The sequence below is a fragment of the Streptomyces sp. NPDC050625 genome (genome assembly GCF_040654755.1).
In the GTDB taxonomy this organism is placed as follows: domain Bacteria; phylum Actinomycetota; class Actinomycetes; order Streptomycetales; family Streptomycetaceae; genus Streptomyces.
The window spans coordinates 241,819-264,819 of record NZ_JBFAIQ010000001.1 but is presented as its reverse complement, the minus strand read 5'-3'; the positions used below and the strand labels follow the sequence as shown (position 1 = coordinate 264,819).

Genomic DNA, 23,001 nt, shown 5'->3' with positions numbered 1-23,001 from the left:
GTCAGGAAAGCCACGCCTTCCACACCGACGGATGGCTCCGCACCCACTGCCTCGCCGCGTCCTGCGGACTCATCTTCTTGTCGGCGATCATCAGGGACACCTCGTTCTGGTCCTCCGTCGTCCACTGGAACTTCTTCAGGAAGGCGGCCGCCTTGCCGCCCGACTCGGCGAAGTCCGTGTTCAGGTACTTCTGCAGCGGGGTGTGCGGATAGGCGCAGGTGATCTTCTTCGGGTCCGCGTCGCAGCCGTCCTTGTACGGAGGCAGCTTCACCTCGGTCATCGGGACCTTCTTGAACAGCCACTGGGGCGCGTACCAGTAGGTCAGGAACGGCTTCTTCTCCTTGGCGAACTGCTTGATCTGGGTGATCTGCGCCGCCTCGGAGCCGGCGAACACCACCTGGTAGTCCAGCTTGAGGTTGCTCACCAGCGCCTTGTCGTTGGTGACGTAGGACGGGGAGCCGTCCATCAGCTGGCCCTTCCCACCGCTCTCCGCGGTGCGGAAGAGGGAGGCGTACTTGTTCAGGTTCTTCCAGTCCGTGATGTCCGGGTGCTGCTCGGCGAGGTACGTCGGGACGTACCAGCCGATGTGCCCGGTCACCCCGAGGCCGCCGCCGCGCACGATGGTCTTCTTGTCGTCGACGTACCGCTTCTCCTGGTCGGGGTGGCCCCAGTCCTCCAGGATCGCGTCGACGCGGCCCTGGCTGAGCGCGTCCCAGGCGGGGATCTCGTCGACCTGGACGGTGTCGACGCGGTAGCCCAGTTCGTGCTCCAGGAGGTACTGGGCCACGGCCACGTTGGACTGCCCACCGACCCAGGACTGTACGGAGAGCGTGACGGTCTTCGCTCCCTGGGCGTTGGCGAAGGGCGAGGCCTGCTTGGTCATGTCGGCGGCCCCGCACCCGGTGGTGAGGGCCAGCACGGCCACGGCGGCCGTGATCGTCGTACGGCGCATGTCAGGCTCCCTTCCTCGCGCGGCGTTCCGTCGGCTGGGTCACCCGGTCGAGCACCAGGCCGAGGCAGACGATGGCCGCGCCGGCGACCAGTCCGGTCGCCAGGTCGCCCTGGGCCAGACCGAAGGTGACGTCGTAACCGAGGGCGCCACCGCCGACCAGGCCGCCGATGATGACCACGGCGAGGACCAGGACCACGCCCTGGTTGACGGCGAGCAGCAGCGCCGGGCGGGCCAGCGGGAGCTGGACCTGCCAGAGCTGCTGGCGGCCGGTCGCGCCGAGCGAGCGGGCCGACTCCAGCGCGGCCGGGTCGACCTGGCGCAGGCCCTGCGCGGTGATCCGTACGACGGCCGGGAGCGCGTAGACGACAGCCGCGGCGACGGCGGGGGCACGGCCGACGCCGAACAGCGCGACGACCGGGATCAGATACACGAACTGCGGCATCGTCTGGAAGACGTCCAGCACCGGGCGCAGGGCCCGTTCGAAGCGGTCGCTGCGGGCGGCGGCGATGCCGGTCGCGAAGCCGAGCACCAGGGTGACGGCGACGGCCGCGAGGACCTGGGAGAGCGTGTCCAGGGACGGCTCCCACACGCCGAGCACACCGATCGCGGCCATCGCGAGGACGGCGGTCAGGGCGGTGCGCCAGGTGCCGATCAGCCAGGCCAGGGCGGCGACGATCAGCAGGACCGACCACCAGGGCAGCCACTGCAGGCCGCTGCGGACGGGGTCCAGGACCCAGGTGGTGAAGTGGCCCGCCCAGTCCGCGGTGCCGCCGATGTACGGGACGCCGGAGTAGAGGTGGGCGGTCATCCAGTCGACGGCGCGGTTGACCGGCTCGGCGATGTGCAGGACCCAGCCGGAGGGCCAGTCGAGGCGCCCGGCAAGACGCGCGGCCAGGGCGGCGGCGACGGCCACGAGGGCCCCGTAGGCCCAGGGCCGCGGATCGCGGTGGCCCTCGCCGAGCTTCTCCCCCGCCGCGCCGGTCACCCGGTCCAGGACGACGGCGAGCAGCACGATCGGGATTCCGGCGGCGAGCGCCGCGCCCACGTCGACGGAGGCGAGCGCCTGGTAGACGCGGTCGCCGAGGCCGCCGGCGCCGATGACCGACGCGATGACCGCCATGGACAGGGCCATCATGATCGTCTGGTTGAGGCCGAGGAGGAGTTCCTTGCGGGCCAGCGGGATGCGGGCGGTCAGGAGGCGCTGGCGGCCTGTGGCGCCCAGCGACTCCACGGCCTCCAGGACCTCGGGGTCGGCGCCGCGCAGGCCCAGCGCGGTGAGGCGGGCCATCGGCGGGGCGGCGTAGACGACGGTGGCGAGGACGGCCGCGGGGACGCCGATGCCGAAGACCAGGACGACGGGGAGCAGATAGGCGAACGCCGGGAGCACCTGCATGGTGTCCAGGACCGGGCGCAGGGCGCGGTCGAGGCGGTCGGAGAGCCCGGCGGCGAGGCCGAGCAGGACGCCCACGACCACGGACGCCAGCACGGCGACCACCATCAGGGCGAGGGTCTGCATGGTCGGCACCCACATGCCGAGCAGACCGCAGACCACGAACGCGGCGGCCGTGCCCAGCGCGAGGCGGACGCCCGCGACCCGCCAGGCGACGAGCGCGCCGACGGCGGTGACTCCCGCCCAGCCCGCCGCGAGAAGCGCCAGGTACACCACGCGCACGGACAGGACGACCGCGTTGCTGATGTAGCCGAAGAAGTAGAGGAACAGCGGGTGGCTGTCGCGGTGGTCGATCACCCAGTCACCGGCGCTGGTGAGCGGCCCGGACAGATCGACGGTGAGGGCGTGCGGCCAGGTTCCGCTCGCCCAGCGGGCGGCCGCGAGGGGGACGAGCACGGCCGCGGCGAGGGCGAGCAGCACGAGCTTGCGGGCGGCGGGGCGCCGGAGGAATCCGGGCAGCGCGAGCCGCGGAGCGTCGGCGGTGACCGTGGCCATCAGACCACCTCCCTGGGCAGCTCCGTTCCGGCGACCACGTCGATCAGCCGCTCGTGGTCCACCACCCCCAGGCACCGTCCGTCGTCCATGACGCAGGCGGCCTTCCCACTGCGGGCCACCGCCTTGATCGCGTCGGCGACGACGGCGTCGGGGGCGAGCGCGCCGGGATGCTCGGGGCCGCCGCAGGCGCCGGGCCGCATCGCCGTGCGGACCGTCATGACCTGCTCGCGCGGGACGTCGCGGACGAACTCGCGGACGTAGTCGTCGGCCGGGGAGCCGACGATCTCCTCCGGGGTGCCGAGCTGGACGACGCGGCCGTCGCGCATGAGGGCGATACGGTCGCCGAGCTTGAGCGCCTCGGCCAGGTCGTGGGTGATGAAGACCATCGTGCGGCCCTCCTCCCGGTGCAGCCGTACCACCTCGTCCTGCATGTCGCGCCGGATGAGCGGGTCGAGGGCGCTGAACGGCTCGTCGAAGAGCAGCACTTCGGGGTCGACGGCCAGCGCGCGGGCCAGTCCGACGCGCTGGCGCTGGCCGCCGGACAGCTGGCCGGGCCGGCGCTTCTCCAAGCCCTCCAGGCCGACCTTGGCGACGACCTTCTGGGCCCGCGCCCGGCGCTCGGACCTGCCGACGCCCTGGATCTCCAGGCCGTACGCCACGTTGTCGAGGACCGTGCGGTGCGGGAGCAGGCCGAAGTGCTGGAAGACCATCGCGGCGCGGTGGCGGCGCAGTTCGCGCAGCCGGGCGCGGTCCATGGCGCGGACGTCCTCGCCGTCGATGGCGATCGAGCCCGCGGTCGGCTCGATGAGCCGGGTCAGACAGCGCACCAGCGTGGACTTGCCGGAGCCGGACAGGCCCATGACGACGAAGACCTCGCCCTTGCGCACGTCGAAGGAGACGTCCTGGACGGCGGCCGTGCAGCCGGTGCGGGAGCGCAGTTCGGCGGGCGGGAGGGCGGCGAGCTCGGCGTCGGCGGGGACGCGCTGCGCCTGGGGGCCGAAGACCTTCCACAGGCCCTCGACGGAGAAGACGGGGGTGTCGGTGGAATCGCCGGTGGGCGGCTTGCGGGTGGGGGCCGTGAGAGCCATCAGGCCTCACCTCCGATCAGGTCGGCTGCCTTCTCCCCGACCATGAGCACCGCGATCATCGGGTTCACGGCGGTCATGGTCGGGAAGACGGACGCGTCGGCTATGCGGATGCCGTCGAGGCCCCGGATGCGCAACTCGGGGTCCACCACGGCCAGTTCGTCGTCGGCCGCACCCATGCGGCAGGTGCCCGCCGGGTGGTAGACGGTGTGTGCGACCCTGCGGGCGTACTCGCTCAGCTCCTCGTCGCCGGTGATCTCCGGGCCGGGGCACACCTCGCGCTTCAGCCAGCGGGCCAGCGGCTCGGTCTTCGCGATCTCACGGGCGATACGGATGCCGTCGACGAGGGTGCGGCCGTCGTAGTCGTCCTCGTCGGTGAAGTAGCGGAAGTCCAGCGCGGGTTTCTCGGCCGGGTCCGAGCTGGTCAGGTACAGCCGGCCGCGGCTCTTCGGCTTGGGGATGTTCGGGGTCATGGAGACGCCGAACTCGGGGCGCTCGTAGCCCAGTCGTTCGGGGTTGTCGGTGAACGGGACCTGGTAGAAGTGGAACATCAGGTCCGGGCCCGCGTGTTCGGGGTCGCGGCGCACGAACAGGCCCGCGTCGGAGTCCATCGCGGAGTTCTCCGGAAGGGGACCGTGGGTCTCCCAGACGATCACCGACTCGGGGTGGTCGAGGAGGTTCTCGCCGACGCCGGGCAGATCGAGCGCGACGGGCATGCCGAGCTTCTCCAGATCCGCCTTCGGGCCGATGCCGGAGTGCAGCAGCAGGCGGGGCGAGTCGACCGCGCCCGCGCACAGCAGGACCTCGCCGCGGGCCCGTACGAGGAGTTGCTCGCCGTCCTTGGTGCGCGCGTGCACGCCGCGCACGCGGGTGCCGTCCAGCTCCAGCTTGTGCGCCCAGGTCTCCAGCAGGATCGTCAGGTTGGTGCGCTCGTCCATCACCGGGTGCAGATAGGCCACCGAGGCGGAGGAGCGCTTGTTGTTCTCGGGGTGGTAGGCGAGGTCGAAGAAGCCGGTGCCCTCGGTGAAGGGCTTGCGGTTGAAGCCCTCGACACGGGGCACGCCCAGCGCGCCCTGCGCGGCCTCGACGAAGTCGCGGGCGATGTCGTTCCGGTCCTTCTCGTCGACCGGGACGATGTTGTTGAGCAGCCGGGCGTAGTACGCCTCCATGGGCACCGCGCCCCAGCCCCTGGCGCCGGCCGTCTCCCACTCGTCCCAGTCGGACGGCAGCGGCTTGAAGGCGATGAGGGTGTTGTGGGAGGAACAGCCGCCGAGGACACGGGCGCGGCTGTGCCGGATGTGGGAGTTGCCGCGCGGCTGCTCGGTGGTCGGGTAGTCGTAGTCGAGCTCGCCGCCGAGCAGGCCCGTCCAGCGGCGCAGGGTGAGGACGTCGTCACGGCCGACGTCACTGGGGCCGCCCTCGATGACGGCGACGGTGACGTCGGGGTTCTCGGTGAGGCGGGAGGCGATGACGGAGCCCGCGGTGCCGCCGCCGATGACGACGTAGTCGTAGACGTGGGGGGTTTCGGGCGCTTGAGGCATGGGGGTTCTTGCTCCGGAGGGATCGGGGAGTCAGGCCGGGGGCCTGGGGGGCCGGGGGCGGGGGCTCAGCCGGCGAACCAGCGCACGGGCTTCGGCGCGAGGTTCTGGTAGACGTGCTTGGCCTCGCGGTACTCGGCGAGCCCGGCGGGTCCCAGCTCACGGCCCACGCCGCTCTTGCCGAAGCCGCCCCACTCCGCCTGCGGGAGGTAGGGGTGGAAGTCGTTGATCCAGACGGTGCCGTGCCGCAGCCGCCCGGCGACGCGCCGGGCGCGGCCCGCGTCGGCGGTCCAGACGGCTGAGGCGAGGCCGTACTCGGTGTCGTTGGCGAGGGCCACGGCCTCGTCCTCGGTGCGGAAGGTCTCGACGGTGAGGATCGGTCCGAAGACCTCCTCGCGGACGACCCTCATCTCCCGGTGGCACTGGTCGAGGACGGTCGGCTCGTAGAAGTAGCCCGCCCCTGGCCTGGTCGCGGCGGGTTCGGGCCGCTTGCCGCCGGAGCGCAGGACCGCGCCCTCGGCGAGCGCCGAGGCGACGTACGACTCCACCTTGGCGCGCTGCTGCTCGGAGACCAGCGGGCCGCACTCCACGCCCGGCTCGGTGCCCCGGCCGAGGCGTATCCGGCCCGCCCTGCGGGCGAGTTCGGCGACGAAGCGTTCGCGCAGCGGCTCCTCGACGATGAGCCGGGCGCCGGCCGAGCAGACCTGGCCGCTGTGGATGAAGGCGGCGTTGAGGGCCTGGTCGACGGCGGTGTCGAAGCCCTCGTCGGTGGCGCAGGCATCGGCGAAGACGACGTTGGGGTTCTTGCCGCCGAGTTCGAGGGCGACCTTCTTGACGGTCGGGGCGGCGGCCTGGGCGACCTTGGTGCCGCTGACCAGTCCGCCGGTGAAGGAGACCAGGTCGACGTCGGGGTGCTCGGCGAGCCGGGCGCCGACCGTGTGGCCGGGCCCGGTGACGAGGTTGGCGACCCCGGTGGGCAGCCCGGCCTCGACGAGCAGCTCGATCAGGGCGATCGTCGTCAGCGGGGTGATCTCGCTCGGCTTGACCACGAAGGTGTTCCCGGCGGCGAGCGCCGGGGCGATCTTCCAACTGGCTTGCAGGAGCGGGTAGTTCCAGGGCGTGATCAGCGCGCAGACGCCGACGGGTTCGTGTACGACGACGCTGTGCACGTCGGCCGAGCCCGCGTCGACCACACGGCCGGGGGCCTCGGCGGCGACGAGGCCGGCGAAGTAGCGGAAGGCGTCGGCGACGCAGTCGATGTCGACACGGCCCTCTTCGAGGGTCTTGCCCGCGTCCCGGCTCTCCAGCAGACCCAGCTCTTCGCGGTCGCGCACGAGGAGGTCGGCGACCCGGCGCAGCAGCGCGGCCCGCTCGGCGACGGGCGTGCGGGGCCAGTCCCCGGTGTCGAAGGCACGGCGGGCGGCGGCCACCGCGAGCTCCGCGTCCTTCTCGTCGCCCTCGGCGACGACCGCGAAGGGCAGGGCGTCCGCCGGGTCGATGATCTCGCGCGTCGCGCCGGAGACCGCGTCCAGCCACTCTCCTCCCGCGTGGATGGTCGCCGTCGACCGTCGTTCCGTTCTGTCCGCCATGTTCGGTGATGCCTTCCGTTCCTGTTGCGTTCCCCTGTGTCACATTCGTGTCACTCTCGGGGACGGAGGCCGCCTGCCCCGGCCACCGGATTGCATGCGCAATCGACACCGGAAAGTGCGCCACCTCACGGAACGTGCGGGCAAAACGGGACAAAAGGAGGAACGGTTCCGTGGCTTCGACCGCCGACCACGACCGCCGACCGGGTCAGAGGTCGGCCAGGAGGCGCCGCAGGCTGGGCGACTCGCCGGTGCGGAAGGTGACGCCGGACCGGTGGGCGGCGCCGCCCTCGTCGAGTCCTGCGCCGCGCACCCCCGGCTGCGCCTCGGCTACCTGGAAGCTCGCGGCGCCGGCGGCGGGGCGGTCAGCCGCCGCACTGGGAGTTCGTCGGGCAGAAGGACGTCACCGCTGCGGCGAGGGGATCGCGGATCTGGTCGGGGGACAGTTCCTCGGGGCCGCTGGAGCGGATCGCGTAGAGCGTGCCGTCGGCTGCCTTGAAGCGGTGGTCGATGACCTGGCGGGCGCCCTTGTCCTTGTCGTCGTAGCGGTACGACAGCTCGACCCAGGTGTCGCCCGAGGTGCGGTCGCCCGCCTGGTAGCCGGGCTGGCTGGAGTAGCCGTAGGTGGAGTCGTTCTCGGCCAGGTCCAGGGACTCGGCCGGGGTGGACTCCGACAGCTCGAAGATCTGCAGCTGGCGGCCGTCGGACGGGGAGTCGTAGAAGACCACCGCGGCCTTCTCGCCCTGCTTCTGCCGGCGGGTCCAGCCGTCGGGCACGTTGAGCGTGTAGCCGACCGGGTCCCGGGCGGTGCGGTAGCCGGCGGCGGGCGGAGAGGCGAGGGTCGAGGCCGACGGGGTTTCCTGCGCGGTGTCCTGCGGGCTCTCGGGGGTCCGTGACGGGAGCGAGGTCGCCGGTGTCGAGGCTCCGGCGGACACGCTCGTGGAAGGGCTCGCCCCGTTTCCGGTGCCGTCGTCGCGGTTGAGGAACCAGACGCCGAGTGCGGATCCCGCGGCGACGACGATGACGGTGAGCACGAGGAGCACCCGGCCGGGGCCGCGCCGCGGGGCGCCGGGCTGGGTGGTGTAGGGCGGAGCCGGGAAGGACGGAGCCCAGGCCTGAGGCTGCTGGTGCTGGTGCGGCTGCTGCGGCTGGGGCTGTGCCGGTGGCGGCATCTGCGGCGGTGTGTGGAACACGGGTGCCGGCGTGCCGACCTGCGTCTCGGCGGACGCCCACGGAGGTGGCGGCGGGGGCGGTGCCGAGGCCGTACGGGTCTGCGCCGACGCCCACGGGGGCGGGGAGTCCGGCTCGGGCGCGGACCACGCGGCCTGGCCCCTCTCCTCGCTCGGCTCGCGCTCCGGCCCCGAACCCGCGCTGTGGCCGTCCTGACCGCCACTGTCCCATTCGCTCATCGCGAACCCCCCGAATCACCGTGCCGCGTACCGCTCTTGACGGTAGCGGCGAAAACGGGCGCGGGCCCCGTTCCGGAGGAAAACCGGAACAGGGCCCGTGCGGGCTCGTGACAGAAACGGTCTGCCGGTCGGCTCAGATGAGGCCGAGGGAGCGGACCGCCTCGCGCTCCTCCGCGAGCTCCTGGACGGAGGCGTCGATACGGGCGCGGGAGAACTCGTTGATGTCCAGGCCCTGGACGATCTCGTACTTGCCGTCCTTGGTGGTGACCGGGAAGGAGGAGATCAGGCCCTCCGGGACGCCGTAGGAACCGTCCGACGGGATGCCCATGGAGGTCCAGTCGCCCTCGGCGGTGCCGTTGACCCAGGTGTACACGTGGTCGATGGCGGCGTTGGCGGCGGAGGCCGCGGAGGAGGCGCCACGGGCCTCGATGATCGCGGCGCCGCGCTTGGCGACGGTCGGGATGAAGTCCTCGGCCAGCCACTTCTCGTCGCTCACGACCTCGGCGGCGTTCTTGCCGGCGACCGTGGCGTGGAAGATGTCGGGGTACTGGGTGGCGGAGTGGTTGCCCCAGATGGTCAGGCGCTTGATGTCGGCGACCGTGGAGCCCGTCTTCTTCGCGAGCTGGGTCAGCGCGCGGTTGTGGTCGAGGCGGGTCATCGCGGTGAAGCGCTCGGCCGGTACGTCCGGCGCGGCGGCCTGGGCGATCAGGGCGTTGGTGTTGGCCGGGTTGCCGACGACCAGGACCTTGATGTCGTCCGCGGCGTGGTCGTTGATGGCCTTGCCCTGCGGCTTGAAGATGCCGCCGTTGGCCTCCAGCAGGTCACCGCGCTCCATGCCCTTGGTGCGCGGGCGGGCGCCCACGAGGAGGGCGACGTTGGCGCCGTCGAAGGCGACGTTCGGGTCGTCGCTGATGTCGATGCCCTGCAGGAGCGGGAACGCGCAGTCGTCCAGCTCCATGGCCGTGCCCTCGGCGGCCTTCAGGGCCGGGGTGATCTCCAGAAGGCGCAGCTTGACCGGCACGTCCGCGCCGAGCAGCTGGCCGGAGGCGATGCGGAAGAGCAGGGCGTAACCGATCTGGCCGGCCGCGCCGGTGACGGTGACGTTCACGGGAGTGCGGGTCATGGCGTTCTCCGTATGACAGCTGGCGGTGGGGCGTCCCTGCCCCTGGGGTACGGGATCCCCGCCCCGGCTTGTGGCCGGATGCCCGCCGCGATGATCGATCACGGGTATGAATGATCGATCTCTTGGCGTCAAGAGAGATCCAGCGGTCAGGCTATCGCGCCTCCAGCATCCCGCACGGCCGGGTGGGTGTGGCCCGTCCCACAGAGTGACAAAAAGGAGGCGGCCGCCCGTCCGGGAGAGGTGAGACGAAGGCGGCCGCCGGTTGGGGGTACCGGTTACCGGACTCCCGTGGGGGTACCGTTCGCGTGCCCGGGATCCGGCCGGCCATGCATGCCTCACGGGATCGATTTCCGGCCGTCCCCCCGTCCGCCCCGCCACTGGGTGCATCCCGTAGGTGCACCCCGTCTGCCCCGCTACTTGGTGCACCCCGTCTGCCCCGACGCCAGCGTGGCGCACGCCTTCGCCTCGGCCGCGTCCTTCACGGCCACCATCGGCGTGTAAGCGATGGTGTCACCGGGGGTCGTGATGTCGCCGGTCTCCTTGACCTTGCCCACGGTGACCCGGACCTGGTCCCCCTGCGCGGCCCCGGTGATCCGCCCCCAGGCCGCGCCGCAGGTCTTGCTGTAGCGGACCTCCAGGACGACCGCGCCGACGGCGAGGGACTTGGCGGTGGTCACCAGGTCGCCGCTGCACCCCATGCTCTCCGCGTCCTTGCCGGTGCAGCCCGCGCCGCTGCACTTGACCCCGGCGGGCAGGCTGGCGTTGGTGCTGGCGGACGGGGAGGGCGACTTGGCCGAGCCCTCGTTCTTCTTGTCGCCGCCCCTGGTGAAGAAGAAGACGGCGGCCACGACGACGGCCGCGCCGACGACGCCCGCGAGGAACATCGTCAGCCGCCGCCTGCCCGCGCTCCCCGCGCCGGCGGGGCCGCCGGGGCGCGGAGCCTGGGGAGGTTCGCCGTACGGACCCGGATCGGCCGTGGTCCGGCCGGGGCCGTCCGGGGAGGCCTGCGCCGGTGCCGGTCCCGCGGACTCGGGCGTCGCCGCCTGGCCGGAGGGCCGACGGCTCGCCTGCGACGGGCCCTCGTACCCGGCGATCCCCCAGGAGTTGGGGCCGCTCGGCGCGGAGGGCTTCCCGGCCTCCTCCCGGGCGTCGGCGTCGGGTGCCGTCGGCTGGGACGGGATCGTCGGGGACACGCCAGCCGGTCCCGCGATCCCGGGGCTGACCGTGGCGCTGCCGCCCTTACGGGCCGTCTTGTTCCCGTTGGCGGCGGCGGGAGGTGCGCCGAACTCCCCGAGCGCGGCGCGCGCCTGGGAGATCCGGATCGCCTCCATGGTCATGTCGTGGCGGTTCTCCGAACGGCTCCAGGCACGTTCGGCGAGCTCCCACATGGTCGTCAGGTGAATGGGATTGGTGCCGGTGACCTCGGCCAGCGCCACAATCGCACCCTTGGGCGCGAGCAGCCGGCCGTTGAGATAACGCTCCCAGGACGTCTTGCTGTAGCCCGTGCGGTCGGCCAGCGCCGCGATGCTCAGCCCGCTGCGGTCCACGAGCCGCCGCAGTTGGCTTGCGAACTCCCTGACCTGCGGATCGAGTTCATCCGGCAAGGCTTTCCAACGAGGCATCGAATCCCCCTCTTTCCCCCCTGTTGGTGCTGTTCTTTTCCCCGCGCCTTCCCCTGTGCCACGTGCGCGTGGTGCCCTCCGCCAGTCCCCGTTCTGGCTACCCACGGGGATGCGTCCCCTAAGGATCGCAGTTCCCGGGAAGGGGGCGCACGGGAGCAAAGGGCCCTTTGGGCATGCACCGTTGCACGCCGATCGCCGCGCGGTCCAACGGACCGTCCCGATTGGACACGTTAGCCCGATCGAGTGGGCAACGGGCGCCCAGGTCGGCCGTCAGCCGAAGACCACGGCACCGACGACCACGACGAGGAGCAGGAGAAGCAGGAGTAACACCGCGGACAGCAGTAGGCGTCCGGCCGGGCGGGGCGGTCGCTCCTCCGGCCGGTCCCACCAGGGAAGCGTGGGGTCGTCCTCGTACGCCTCGGTGCCGGCGGGTCCCCCGGAGCGTTCGGGTGCCGTCGCCGGGCGGGGCCAGGCCTTGACCGCGAGTTCCCAGCGCACGGTGTGCCGTTCGGCGTCTGCGCCGGCCACGCCCGCGACCCGGCACAGTGCCTCGACGGCCTGCCGGGGCGGCGGCTGGACCGCGTTGAGGTAGCGCTGCCAGGAGGACTTGCTGTACGCGGTGCGCGCGCCCAGCGCGACCAGGCTGAGGCCGGTGCTGTCCTTGAGGAGCCGCAGATGTTCGACGAAGTGCCGTACTTCCGGCGGGAGTTCGTCCGGCAGCGGCTGCCAGCAGCCCACTGTGCACCTCCTGGCATCCTTCGGCTCTTCGATTCGCCCGCTCTGATCGGTGACGATGCCGGGCGGCCGGTCGGTTCCCATGGCTGTGACCAGGGTCCGGTCACGTAGCGGAACGGTCACCTCCGTGCCACAGCGCACTGACAGGCGTTGAACAGGGCGTTCCCGCTGCAGGAGTGTGGTCGTGGCGGCGGTCCGTCCCCGTTCGGGGGAGGGGGCGGGCCTCCGCTGCGGAGCTCCCCTCCCTGGAGCCCGGCGCCCTGAGAACGACCGTGGCCCGCACCCCTCGGGGGAGGGTGCGGGCCACGGTCGCGTGGTGAACCTAGTTCTCCATCGTGAAATGCAGGGTGTCCTTCAGGAACGGGATCTCCAGCCAGGGTTTGGGCTGGGCCATCATCGCCAGCAGGACGATCGCCAGGCCGAGTACGCCGTAGGTGACGATGTCCGTGAAGCGGGAGCGCACGGCGAGCATGCCGACGCTCGGCAGGACCCAGCGCATCACCGCACCGGCCAGCAGGGCGGCGCCGATCAGCAGGGTCCCGTAGCGGAACAGGTCGAGCGCGGCCAGCAGCAGGCCGATGGCGACCGCCGACAGCACGACGAGCATCGGCCACTGGCGGGCGGGCGCCGGGGCGTCGCCGGACGCGGCCCGGCCGCCGCCCTCGGGGCGCGCGGTGTCCCGGGTGAACAGCGGGAATCGGCGCGTGGTCCGCCTCGGGTGGCCCTCGGCGTCCGGCGCGCTGATCGCGTCACGGACCGTCGGCTCCGCGTCCGCGGGAGCCTTGGGGGTGTGGATGTCGTCCTCAGCCGGCACTGCGCTCCGCCGCCTCGACCACGTTGACGAGCAGCTGCGCACGGGTCATCGGACCCACGCCGCCCGGGTTCGGGGAGATCCACCCGGCCACCTTCGCCACGTCCGGGTGGACATCGCCCACGATCTTGCCCTCGGCGCTGCGCGAGACGCCGACGTCGAGGACGGCCGCGCCCGGCTTGACGTCCTCGGGCCGGACCAGATGGGCGGAACCGGCGGCCGCGACGATGATGTCCGCGCGCCTGAGGTGGGCGGAGAGGTCACGGGTGCCGGTGTGGCACTGGGTCACGGTCGCGTTCTCGCTGCGCCGGGTGAGCAGCAGCGGCATCGGGCGGCCGATGGTGACACCGCGGCCGACGACCACGACCTCGGCGCCCTTGATCTCCACGCCGTAGCGGCGCAGCAGGGTCAGCACGCCGTTCGGGGTGCAGGGCAGGGGGGCCGGCTCGTTGAGCACGAGACGGCCGAGGTTCATCGGGTGCAGGCCGTCGGCGTCCTTGTCCGGGTCCATCAGCTCCAGGATCCGGTTCTCGTCGATGCCCTTGGGCAGCGGCAGCTGGACGATGTAGCCGGTGCAGGCCGGGTCCTCGTTCAGCTCGCGTACGACCGCCTCGATCTCCTCCTGTGTGGCCGTGTCCGGCAGCTCGCGCTGGATGGAGGCGATGCCGACCTCCGCGCAGTCGCGGTGCTTGCCGGCGACGTACTTCTGGCTGCCGGGGTCGTCCCCGACCAGGATCGTGCCGAGGCCGGGCGTGACGCCCTTCTCCTTCAGCGCCGCCACGCGGGCGGTCAGATCGGACTTGATCGCGGCTGCGGTGGCCTTGCCATCGAGAATCTGGGCGGTCATGTCCCCATCCTCGCGGATGACGGGCTCCGGGTTCCAATCCGGGGTCCGGACCTTGGACACCTCATGATCAATGATGTTGCACTTGCACAACACATAGCGAATGCGGCTGGACAAGTAAGAGCCTGCTAAAGAACGATGAGCACACAGTGCCGCGGGCAGTACCGGGGGGACGGACCGCATCTGTAGAACTCTCCTCCGCACCGTGCCGCGCTGCGTCCCCGCACTTGAGCAACGGAGGAAAGACCGCCATGAGCTTCGGCGACCCGAACAACCCCTATGGCCCGCCGCAGGGCCAGCAGCCCGGTTACCCGCCCCAGCCGCCGCAGGGCCAGCCCGGGTACGGCTACCCGACCGCTCCCCCCGCCCAGCCCGGCTACGGCTACCCCGCCGCCCCGCCGGTCCAGCAGCCGTACGGCTACGGCATGCCGATGGAGATGCCGGGCCTGATCAAGACCGCCCGCGTGCTGCTGTTCGTCGTGGCCGGCTTCCAGTTCCTGGCCGGCGTCGTCATCGGCATCGCCGGCGCCGCCCTCCAGGACGGCTCCAACGCCCTGGGCTCCGGTGACGACACCAGCGCGGCGACCGGCGTGATCGTCCTGATCGCCCTGCTGATGCTGGCGCTGGGCAGCCTGTCGATCTTCCTCGGCGTGAAGTTCAAGAACGGCGGCAGCGGCATCCGCATCACGACGATCGTGTACTCGTCACTGATGATCCTGGGCAGCCTGGTCAACATCGTGAACGGCGCGGGCGGTTCGGCCACCTTCGGCGGCATCATCTCCCTCGCCATCGGTGGCATCGTCCTCGCGGCGATGGTCAACGGCGCGGCCTCGACATGGTTCAACCGCCCGAAGTACTGAGCCGGTACAGCACAACACACAGCCAAGGGCCGTGTCCCACCCCGGACGGGGGGACACGGCCCTTGTGCGCTCAGTGGAAGAAGTGGCGCGTGCCCGTGAAGTACATCGTCACGCCTGCCTTCTTCGCGGCCTCGACGACCAGTTCGTCGCGGACCGAACCGCCGGGCTGGGCCACGGCCTTGACGCCGGCCGCGGTCAGGATCTCCAGGCCGTCCGGGAACGGGAAGAACGCGTCGGAGGCGGCGTACGAGCCCTGGGCGCGCTCGGCACCGGCCCGTTCCACGGCCAGCTTCGCGGAGTCGACCCGGTTGACCTGGCCCATGCCGACGCCGACCGAGGCGCCGTCCTTGGCGAGCAGGATGGCGTTGGACTTGACGGCCCGGCAGGCCTTCCAGGCGAAGGCGAGCTCGGCCAGTTCCTCGGGGGACAGCGCCTCGCCGGTGGCCAGCGTCCAGTTGGCCGGGTCGTCGCCGTCGGCCTGGAGGCGGTCGGTGACCTGGAGGAGGACTCCGCCGTCGATGTGCTTGGCCTCGACCCTGTTGCAGGGACCGTCCGGGGCCTTCAGGACGCGGATGTTCTTCTTCTTGGCGAGGGCCTCCAGGGCCCCCTCCTCGTAGTCGGGCGCGACGATGACCTCGGTGAAGATCTCGGCGACCTGCTCGGCCATCTCCTTCGACACCGGGCGGTTGACCGCGATCACGCCGCCGAACGCCGACAGCGGGTCGCAGGCGTGCGCCTTGCGGTGCGCCTCGGCCACGTCCGCGCCGACCGCGATCCCGCAGGGGTTGGCGTGCTTGATGATCGCGACGCACGGCTCGTCGTGGTCGTACGCGGCACGGCGCGCGGCGTCCGTGTCCGTGTAGTTGTTGTACGACATCTCCTTGCCGTGCAGCTGCTCGGCCTCGGCGAGACCGCCGGCCGGGCCGCCGCCGGTGTAGAGGGCGGCGGGCTGGTGCGGGTTCTCGCCGTAGCGCAGGGTGTTCTTGCGCTCGTAGGTGGCCCCCAGGAAGTCCGGGAAGGCCGACTCGTCGACGGGGGCGTACGAGGAGGCGAACCAGGAGGCGACCGCCACGTCGTACGACGCCGTGTGCTGGAAGGCCTCGGCGGCGAGCCGCTTGCGGGTGGCGAGGTCGAAGCCGCCCTCCTTGACCGCGTGGAGGACGTCGGCGTAGCGGGCGGGGCTGGTGACCACGGCCACGGACGGATGGTTCTTGGCGGCGGCGCGGACCATCGACGGCCCGCCGATGTCGATCTGCTCGACGCACTCGTCGGGCGAGGCGCCGGAGGCGACGGTCTCCCGGAACGGGTAGAGGTTCACGACGACCAGGTCGAACGGCTCGACGCCCAGCTCGGCCAGCTGCCGCTGGTGGTCCTCCAGGCGCAGGTCCGCGAGGATCCCGGCGTGGACCTTCGGGTGCAGGGTCTTGACCCGGCCGTCCAGGCACTCGGGGAAGCCGGTGAGCTCCTCGACCTTGGTGACGGGGACGCCGGCGGCGGCGATACGGGAGGCGGTGGAGCCGGTGGAGACGAGTTCGACACCGGCCTCGTGCAGCCCGCGGGCGAGCTCTTCGAGTCCGGTCTTGTCGTAGACACTGACGAGCGCGCGGCGGATGGGCCGCTTGTTGCTCTCGGCGGTGGCGGTCACTGGATAACTACCTTTCGTCCCTCAATGCGATAGCCGTTGCGGGCGATCCGCCCCACGACCTCGACGAGCAGCCTTCGCTCGACTTCCTTGATGCGCTCGTGCAGAGCGCTCTCGTCGTCCTCGTCCCGGACCTCGACCACGCCCTGAGCGATGATCGGTCCGGTGTCGACGCCGTCGTCGACGAAGTGGACGGTGCAGCCGGTGACCCGGGCGCCGTACGCGAGCGCGTCCCGTACGCCGTGGGCCCCCGGAAAACTGGGGAGGAGAGCCGGGTGGGTGTTGACGAACCGCCCGCCGAAGCGCGCGAGGAACTCCTTGCCCACGATCTTCATGAACCCGGCGGAGACGACCAGGTCGGGCTCGTAGGCGGAGACGGCCTCGGTGAGCGCGGCGTCCCACTCCTCCCGTGTCCCGTAGTCCTTCACCTTCCGCACGAAGGTCGGCAGCCCGGCCCGCTCGGCCCGCGCCAGCCCCTCGATGCCGTCGCGGTCGGCGCCGACCGCGACGATCTCGGCGCCGTAGGCCTCGCTTCCGGTGCGCGCGATCTCGTCGAGGAGCGCCTGCAGATTGGTGCCGGATCCGGAGACCAGCACGACGAGGCGCTTGGCCACGGGCTTGGCGGCCACGGTGGGGCCCTTTCTCGGGGGAGCGTCTTACGGGGGCCGGAACCGTACGATCATTTGTGTATTCGTACGAATGCTTCGCGCCCCTGGATACGGGGAAGTCTACGAAGCGGCCGACCGTCAGCAACGATACCGGCACACGGAACGGGCCCCCACGGGACGGGTGTGTGGCCGGAAGGTAGCGTCTGGGAGGGAGCGGGCTCGGGAACGCGGTCGCCGTGCGGCGCGTTCACCCAGTGAAAGCTCACGTCAGACGGGTCGTACCAGCCGTATTCATCTAGGGGAAGACGCTCACTTGATGCCGGACCGCAGCCTGCGACTTCTCACGTTCCCCCCGCAGTCGGCGCTGGGAGGGGAGCGTGGCGCCCTGCTGCGCGAGCGGCCGGCCTCGCCCCCCGAGGCACCCTCGGGCCGGGAGAACGGCGAAGGCGACGGGCAGGGCGGCGCATCGCAGGACGACAACCCGTTCGCGCCACCGCCGGAGGGCACCCCGGACCGCCCGTGGCAGCCGCGGCGCCCCGCACCGGGATCCTCCGACGAACACGACTCCCCCTGGGGCAACCAGTGGAGCGACCGCCAGCCGGGCCGCTCCCCCGGCGGTTTCGGCGAGCGCCCCGGAGGCGGTCCCGAGGGTCCGGGCGGCGGCCCCGGCCAGGGTCCGGGGCCGGGCATGCGCTGGGACCCCACGGACCCCGCCCAGCGCCGGGCCCGTTACGCGCTCCTGAGCGGCATGTGGGCCTTCTTCTTCGCCCTCTTCAGCTGGCCCTACGTGGCCCTGCTGCTCGGCTCCCTGGCCATCTACTGGGGCGTGAGCGCGCTGCGCGCCAAGCCCCGCACCCCGGACCCGGACACCCCCGCGGCCCAGCAGACCGGCCGCCCCCAGACCACGGCGGCCGTCAGCGGCCTGGTCACGGCGTCCCTGGCGCTCGCCCTGGTCGCGGCGACCTTCACGGCCCAGCTGGTCTACCGCGACTACTACACCTGTGTGAACGACGCCCTCACCAACCAGGCCAAGCAGTCCTGCAGCCAACTGCTGCCGCACGAGCTGCGCGGGCTGCTGGGGACCGGCAACGGCTGACCCCGGGTCGCCCGGCGCCGGGCCCCTCACGCGCTCTCCGCGTCCGGGGCGTCCGGGGCGGCCGGCTGGGCCGAGGCCTCCTTGAGGGCAGCCCAGCGCGCCGCGCGTGCCGCGTCGTCGTGCCAGGAGAGGCCCGGCGGGTCGCCGACCGGCAGGAAGCCGTACGCGGCTTCCGTGTCGTCGACGGGCAGAAAGTCGTACGCGTCCTCCCCGTCGTACGTGTCCTCCCTGTCGTACGCGCCTTCCGCGCCGGCCGCCTCCCGCATGCCGGCCGCATCCCTCGTGCCGGGCGCATCCGTCGTGTCGTGCGCCTCTTCGGTGTGCGGCTCGTGCGCGGGAGGCGACGCGGGCTGCGCCGGCAGCCTCCCGGCCGGGACGACCGGTGCCGCCCCGGGTTCCCGGGACCGGAGGCCCAGCAGCCGCCAGGTCCGCAGCCGCCAGGCCCGCAGCCCCAGCACCACCGGAACGGCGACGACCGTGATCCAGGCCGCCGTGGCGAACCCCGCCTGCCACCACACCGGACCGAACCGGGCGAGCGCGGCGACCCCGAGCGGCCCGCCCGAGAGCTCGGCGAGCGTCGCGAACGCGAGCGCGCACACCCCGGCCGCCAGCACCGCGGCCCCGGCGGTCCGCGCCGCCGACCAGCCCGGCACCCTGCGCCACACTTTCCCCGCGCCGTCCCCCGGCTCTCCTCGCCGCACGGCCACCCGCACCGTGAACCACGCCACCGTCACCCCCGCCACCACCGGCACCACCCCGGCCGCCCAGTTCAGCGGCGTGCCGGCACCCGCCACCGGCACCGCCGCCAGCAACGGGAACGGCGGCAGCAGCGGCGCGGGGTTCGAGGCGAGCGGATACACCAGGTGCCCGGTCCCGAGCGCGAAGCCGGGGCCGAGGGCATAGGCCGCCGACCACACCGCCGCGTTGGGGGCCAGGGCCGCGCACAGCAGCAGGACGGCGAACTGTCCCGACCAGCCTTCGGTCAGCTGACCGAAGGACGCGCGCGCCGGCCCGCCGTGCCCCACCAGCGACACCAGGAGCAGCAGTACCCCGCCCCCGAAGAGCACCACCGTCCCGGCGCCGGCAGCCCGCACGGCCGCGACCAGACCCGCCCGGCCGACCGGCCCCAGGAGCCGCCGGCGCAGCACCCCGGGCAGCAGCACCAGCGCGCTCAGCAGCGGCCCGCGCGGACGGCCGTACGCCGTCCACACCCCGGCGCCCGCCGCCCCCGTCGCGACGAGCGGCAGACACACCGCCACCCACCCCCACTGGGGGCGCAGCGCACCGCCGGAGGCGTACAGCGCGGCGCAGACTCCGACGGCGACATAGCCGAGGACGACGCCCACCCACGCGGTCCGCGCGTCGATCGGCGGTGGCCCCTCGGGTTCGATGGGCGCGTCCACCGCGTCCCGTGCCGCCCGGTACACCAGCAGCACCGGCAGCACCAGGAGCAGCAGAGGGGTGACGCCCATGGGCGCGGGGGCGCCGGAGAGCGTCTCGACGCGCACCAGCTCGACTCCGTGCGCGAGGAGCCACAGCGCGCCGGCGATGTGCAGGGCGCTGCCCGGCCCGCTGTCGGGGTAGGGCGAGCTGATCCACAGCACCATCACGGGCACGGCGAACGAACCGAGCCCGAGCCCGGCCGCGAGCGCACCTTCGAGAACGCTCGCGCCCAGTCCCGGGGACCGGTCCCGCAACCGGGTGAGCAGGGGTGCCAACGACAGTCGGCGAGCGGTCATCTGGCGAGCGGTCATCTGGGGCACGACCGCCATGCTCCCAACGACACGCGCTTTTCCGTCGTAACGGGCGAACACCCGAAGTGTCGCTCAATATATGTTTATGTACTTTTTCGTACGAAGGGGCGAACTGTGACACAGAGCCCCGAGAGCCCGCTGCCACCGCCCAAGGAACGCCGACGCCTGCGCGAGTCCCGGTCGCTGACGCAGGTTCAGGTCGCCGAGCGTATCGGCGTCAGCCGCGCGACCGTACGCGCGTGGGAGACCGGCCGGACCACCCCGAAGGCAGAGAGACTGGAGGCGTACGCCCAACTGCTGGCGTCGCTCGCGGCAGACACGGCGGACGCGGCCGACACGGCGAACGCCGTGGAGGACACCGCGCCCCAGCCCGTGATCCCCGCCCCGGCGGCCCCCTCCCTGACGCCCGCACAGGCATTCGACGCCCTGTACGAGTTCTGCGCCCCCGCCCTCGTACGCCAGACGTATCTGCTCACCGGGCGGCGCGAGCTGGCCCGCGAGTCCGTGGAGCGTGCCTTCCAACTCGCCTGGCAGCAATGGCCGCAGGTGGCCCAGGACCGCGATCCGGCGGGCTGGGTGCGGGCGACGGCGTACGAGTACGCCCTCTCCCCCTGGCACTCCTTCCGCCCGCGCTACCGGCACCCCGAACCACCGCCCGCCGACGCCGGCGACCGCACCCTGCTGCACGCGCTCCTGAAGCTGCCGCCGTCGTACCGCCGCACGCTGCTGCTCTACGACGGCGTCGGCCTCAACCTGCCCGAGACCGCGGCGGAGACGGAGGCGAGCACACCGGCGGCGGCGAACCGGCTCACCCACGCGCGGGCCGCGCTGGCCGAGCACCTGCCCGAGCTGTCGGACCCCGTCGCGCTCCACCGGCGGCTGGCCGAACTCGCCTCCACGGAACGGCTGCGGGCGCCGCAGCCGACGACGGTACGGACCGTCGGCGAACAAAGGACCCGGTTCTGGACCCGGGCCGCCATCGCCTTCACGGTCGCCATCATCGGCGCGACCTCACTCACGCTGCGCACCGCGCCGACCCGGTACGAGGCACCGCTCGCCCCGGCACAGGCGGTTCGCGGGGTGCCGCCGAGGGCCGCGCTGGGTCCGCTGTCCGGCGCCGAGCTGAAGCTGCAGGCGAAGCTGCGGTCGGCGGCGGCCCGCGGACCGGAGAGGGTGCTGCCACTGCCCCGGTGAACCGTGCGCACCCGGCATGTGAACCGTGCGCACCCGGCATGCGGAAGGGCCCGCACCCCCGTGAGGGTGCGGGCCCTTCCGGCCGTGATCCGGGACGTCAGCCGTTCAGGATCTCGCGGGCGAGCTTCGCCGTCTCGGTCGGCGTCTTGCCGACCTTGACGCCGGCGGCCTCAAGGGCCTCCTTCTTCGCCTGGGCGGTGCCGGACGAACCGGAGACGATGGCGCCGGCGTGGCCCATGGTCTTGCCCTCGGGGGCGGTGAAGCCCGCGACGTAGCCGACGACCGGCTTGGTCACGTTCTCCTTGATGAAGGCCGCGGCCCGCTCCTCGGCGTCGCCGCCGATCTCGCCGATCATGACGATCAGGTCGGTGTCGGGGTCGTCCTGGAAGGCGGCCAGGGCGTCGATGTGCGTGGTGCCGATGATCGGGTCGCCACCGATGCCGACGGCCGTCGAGAAGCCGATGTCACGCAGCTCGTACATCATCTGGTACGTCAGCGTGCCGGACTTCGAGACCAGGCCGATACGGCCCGGCTTGGTGATGTCGCCCGGGATGATGCCGACGTTCGACTGACCCGGGGTGATGATTCCGGGGCAGTTCGGGCCGATGATGCGGGTCTTGTTGCCCTTCTTGCCGGCGTACGCCCAGGAGGCGGCCGTGTCGTGCACGGCGATGCCCTCGGTGATCACGACGGCCAGCGGGATCTCGGCGTCGATGGCCTCGACGACCGCGTCCTTGGTGAACTTCTCCGGCACGAAGATGACGGAGACGTTGGCTCCGGTCTTCTCGATGGCCTCGGCGACCGTGCCGAACACGGGTACCTCGGTGCCGTCGAAGTCAACGGTCTGCCCCGCCTTGCGCGGGTTCACGCCGCCCACGACGTGGGTGCCGTCGCCCAGCATGAGCTTGGTGTGCTTCATGCCCGTGGCGCCGGTCATGCCCTGGACGATGACCTTGCTGTCCTTGTTGAGCCAGATAGCCATGGTGTGTTGGTGTCCTCGTCCTGAGTGCTTACTTGGCGGCGTGGGCCAGCTCGGCGGCCTTGTCCGCCGCGCCGTCCATGGTGTCGACGCGCTGCACCAGCGGGTGGTTGGCGTCCGTGAGGATCTGCCGGCCCAGCTCGGCGTTGTTGCCGTCGAGACGGACGACGAGCGGCTTGGTGACCTCTTCGCCGCGGTCCTCCAGCAGCTTCAGGGCCTGCACGATGCCGTTGGCGACCTCGTCACAGGCGGTGATGCCGCCGAAGACGTTGACGAAGACCGACTTGACGTCCGGGTCGCCGAGGATGATCTCCAGGCCGTTCGCCATGACCTGGGCGGAGGCGCCACCGCCGATGTCCAGGAAGTTGGCGGGCTTGACGTTGCCGTGGTTCTCACCGGCGTACGCGACGACGTCCAGGGTGCTCATGACGAGACCGGCGCCGTTGCCGATGATGCCGACCTCGCCGTCGAGCTTGACGTAGTTGAGGTTCTTCTCCTTGGCGGCGGCCTCCAGCGGGTTGGCCGCGGCCTTGTCGTGGAGCTCGTCCCAGTCGTGGCGGAACTCGGCGTTGTCGTCGAGCGACACCTTGCCGTCCAGGGCGATGACCTCACCGGAGGCGACCTTCGCGAGCGGGTTGACCTCGACGAGGAGGGCGTCCGACTTGATGAAGGTGTCCCACAGCGTGACGAGGACGTTCGCGACCTTGTCGGCGACCTCGGCCGGGAACTTGGCGGCCGCGACGATCTCGCGGGCCTTGGCCTCGTCCACACCGTCGATCGGGTCGATCGGGGTCTTGGCGACGGCCTCCGGGCGGGTGGCCGCCACCTCCTCGATCTCCATGCCGCCCTCGACGGAGGCGATGGAGAGGAAGGTGCGGTTGGCACGGTCGAGGAGGAAGGAGACGTAGTACTCCTCGACGATCTCCGGAGCGGTCTCCGCGATCATGACCTTGTGGACCGTGTGGCCCTTGATGTCCATGCCGAGGATGTCCGTCGCGCGGGCGACGGCCTCGTCCGCGGAGGCGGCCAGCTTGACGCCGCCGGCCTTGCCGCGACCACCGACCTTCACCTGCGCCTTGACGACCGACTTGCCGCCCAGCCGCTCGGTGATCGCGCGCGCCGCCTCAGGCGTGTCGATGACTTCACCGGCCAGCACCGGTACATCGTGCTTGGCGAAGAGGTCCCTCGCCTGGTACTCGAACAGGTCCACGCGCTTCC

19 protein-coding genes are annotated in these 23,001 nt (G+C 72.0%); 3 read left to right on the top strand and 16 right to left on the bottom strand.

Annotated elements, in window-relative coordinates:
* Position 1: 1 nt before the first annotated feature.
* The 11 genes from AB0I54_RS01260 to AB0I54_RS01210 all read right to left on the bottom strand — a co-directional run bounded on the left by AB0I54_RS01260 (position 2) and on the right by AB0I54_RS01210 (position 13,653).
* On the bottom strand, positions 2-952 hold the full coding sequence (locus AB0I54_RS01260; protein WP_363293772.1) for an ABC transporter substrate-binding protein: 951 nt from the start codon (positions 950-952) through the stop codon (positions 2-4).
* Between the two features lies 1 nt (position 953).
* Positions 954-2,897: an ABC transporter permease subunit gene (locus AB0I54_RS01255; protein ID WP_363293771.1), complete on the bottom strand. Its 1,944-nt coding sequence runs from the start codon at positions 2,895-2,897 to the stop codon at positions 954-956.
* Positions 2,897-3,985: a glycine betaine/L-proline ABC transporter ATP-binding protein gene (locus AB0I54_RS01250; protein WP_363293770.1), complete on the bottom strand. Its 1,089-nt coding sequence runs from the start codon at positions 3,983-3,985 to the stop codon at positions 2,897-2,899. The genes AB0I54_RS01255 and AB0I54_RS01250 overlap by 1 nt, the downstream gene beginning before the upstream one ends.
* A complete protein-coding gene (locus AB0I54_RS01245) occupies positions 3,985-5,523 on the bottom strand; it encodes a GMC oxidoreductase (protein WP_363293769.1) in 1,539 nt (512 codons plus the stop codon). Before AB0I54_RS01245 ends, AB0I54_RS01250 begins: the two co-directional genes overlap by 1 nt.
* A gap of 65 nt (positions 5,524-5,588) precedes the next feature.
* Entirely contained in the window at positions 5,589-7,109 is a 1,521-nt protein-coding gene (locus AB0I54_RS01240) for an aldehyde dehydrogenase family protein (RefSeq protein WP_363293768.1), read from the bottom strand.
* Between the two features lie 362 nt (positions 7,110-7,471).
* Entirely contained in the window at positions 7,472-8,515 is a 1,044-nt protein-coding gene (locus AB0I54_RS01235) for a hypothetical protein (RefSeq protein ID WP_363293767.1), read from the bottom strand.
* Positions 8,516-8,648: 133 nt separating this feature from the next.
* Positions 8,649-9,638, bottom strand: coding sequence for a malate dehydrogenase (locus tag AB0I54_RS01230; protein WP_363293766.1), 990 nt, complete (start codon positions 9,636-9,638; stop codon positions 8,649-8,651).
* Positions 9,639-10,051: 413 nt separating this feature from the next.
* Positions 10,052-11,260, bottom strand: coding sequence for a DUF2690 domain-containing protein (locus AB0I54_RS01225; protein WP_363293765.1), 1,209 nt, complete (start codon positions 11,258-11,260; stop codon positions 10,052-10,054).
* Between the two features lie 270 nt (positions 11,261-11,530).
* On the bottom strand, positions 11,531-11,998 hold the full coding sequence (locus tag AB0I54_RS01220) for a helix-turn-helix transcriptional regulator (protein ID WP_363293764.1): 468 nt from the start codon (positions 11,996-11,998) through the stop codon (positions 11,531-11,533).
* 319 nt (positions 11,999-12,317) lie between these two features.
* Positions 12,318-12,791, bottom strand: coding sequence for a DUF3017 domain-containing protein (locus AB0I54_RS01215; protein ID WP_363294340.1), 474 nt, complete (start codon positions 12,789-12,791; stop codon positions 12,318-12,320).
* Between the two features lie 7 nt (positions 12,792-12,798).
* Complete coding sequence (locus AB0I54_RS01210; RefSeq protein WP_363293763.1) at positions 12,799-13,653, bottom strand: bifunctional methylenetetrahydrofolate dehydrogenase/methenyltetrahydrofolate cyclohydrolase; 855 nt, start codon at positions 13,651-13,653, stop codon at positions 12,799-12,801.
* A 248-nt stretch (positions 13,654-13,901) separates the two neighbouring features.
* On the opposite strand from AB0I54_RS01210, the gene AB0I54_RS01205 reads away from it, so the two are divergent.
* Positions 13,902-14,510 (top strand): hypothetical protein, encoded by a 609-nt coding sequence (locus AB0I54_RS01205; protein WP_363293762.1) that lies wholly within the window; start codon positions 13,902-13,904, stop codon positions 14,508-14,510.
* A 70-nt stretch (positions 14,511-14,580) separates the two neighbouring features.
* Here AB0I54_RS01205 and purH read toward each other — a convergent pair whose 3' ends face one another.
* Both purH and purN read right to left on the bottom strand, forming a co-directional pair.
* Positions 14,581-16,155: a bifunctional phosphoribosylaminoimidazolecarboxamide formyltransferase/IMP cyclohydrolase gene (gene purH / locus AB0I54_RS01200; RefSeq protein ID WP_363293761.1), complete on the bottom strand. Its 1,575-nt coding sequence runs from the start codon at positions 16,153-16,155 to the stop codon at positions 14,581-14,583.
* On the bottom strand, positions 16,152-16,781 hold the full coding sequence (purN, locus tag AB0I54_RS01195; protein WP_363293760.1) for a phosphoribosylglycinamide formyltransferase: 630 nt from the start codon (positions 16,779-16,781) through the stop codon (positions 16,152-16,154). Before purN ends, purH begins: the two co-directional genes overlap by 4 nt.
* 295 nt (positions 16,782-17,076) lie before the next feature.
* Here purN and AB0I54_RS01190 point away from each other — a divergent pair, with 295 nt between their 5' ends.
* Positions 17,077-17,856 (top strand): hypothetical protein, encoded by a 780-nt coding sequence (locus AB0I54_RS01190; RefSeq protein ID WP_363293759.1) that lies wholly within the window; start codon positions 17,077-17,079, stop codon positions 17,854-17,856.
* A gap of 26 nt (positions 17,857-17,882) precedes the next feature.
* Here AB0I54_RS01190 and AB0I54_RS01185 read toward each other — a convergent pair whose 3' ends face one another.
* Positions 17,883-19,628, bottom strand: a complete 1,746-nt coding sequence (locus tag AB0I54_RS01185) for a DUF6350 family protein (protein ID WP_363293758.1) — start codon at positions 19,626-19,628, stop codon at positions 17,883-17,885.
* 96 nt (positions 19,629-19,724) lie between these two features.
* Between AB0I54_RS01185 and AB0I54_RS01180 the strand changes: the two genes are divergently transcribed.
* On the top strand, positions 19,725-20,804 hold the full coding sequence (locus tag AB0I54_RS01180) for a helix-turn-helix domain-containing protein (protein ID WP_363293757.1): 1,080 nt from the start codon (positions 19,725-19,727) through the stop codon (positions 20,802-20,804).
* Between the two features lie 97 nt (positions 20,805-20,901).
* Here AB0I54_RS01180 and sucD read toward each other — a convergent pair whose 3' ends face one another.
* Both sucD and sucC read right to left on the bottom strand, forming a co-directional pair.
* Positions 20,902-21,786 carry a succinate--CoA ligase subunit alpha gene (sucD, locus tag AB0I54_RS01175; protein WP_363293756.1) on the bottom strand — a complete coding sequence of 295 codons (885 nt, stop codon included), beginning with the start codon at positions 21,784-21,786 and terminating at the stop codon, positions 20,902-20,904.
* Between the two features lie 28 nt (positions 21,787-21,814).
* Complete coding sequence (sucC, locus tag AB0I54_RS01170) at positions 21,815-22,993, bottom strand: ADP-forming succinate--CoA ligase subunit beta (RefSeq protein WP_363293755.1); 1,179 nt, start codon at positions 22,991-22,993, stop codon at positions 21,815-21,817.
* Positions 22,994-23,001 lie beyond the last annotated feature (8 nt).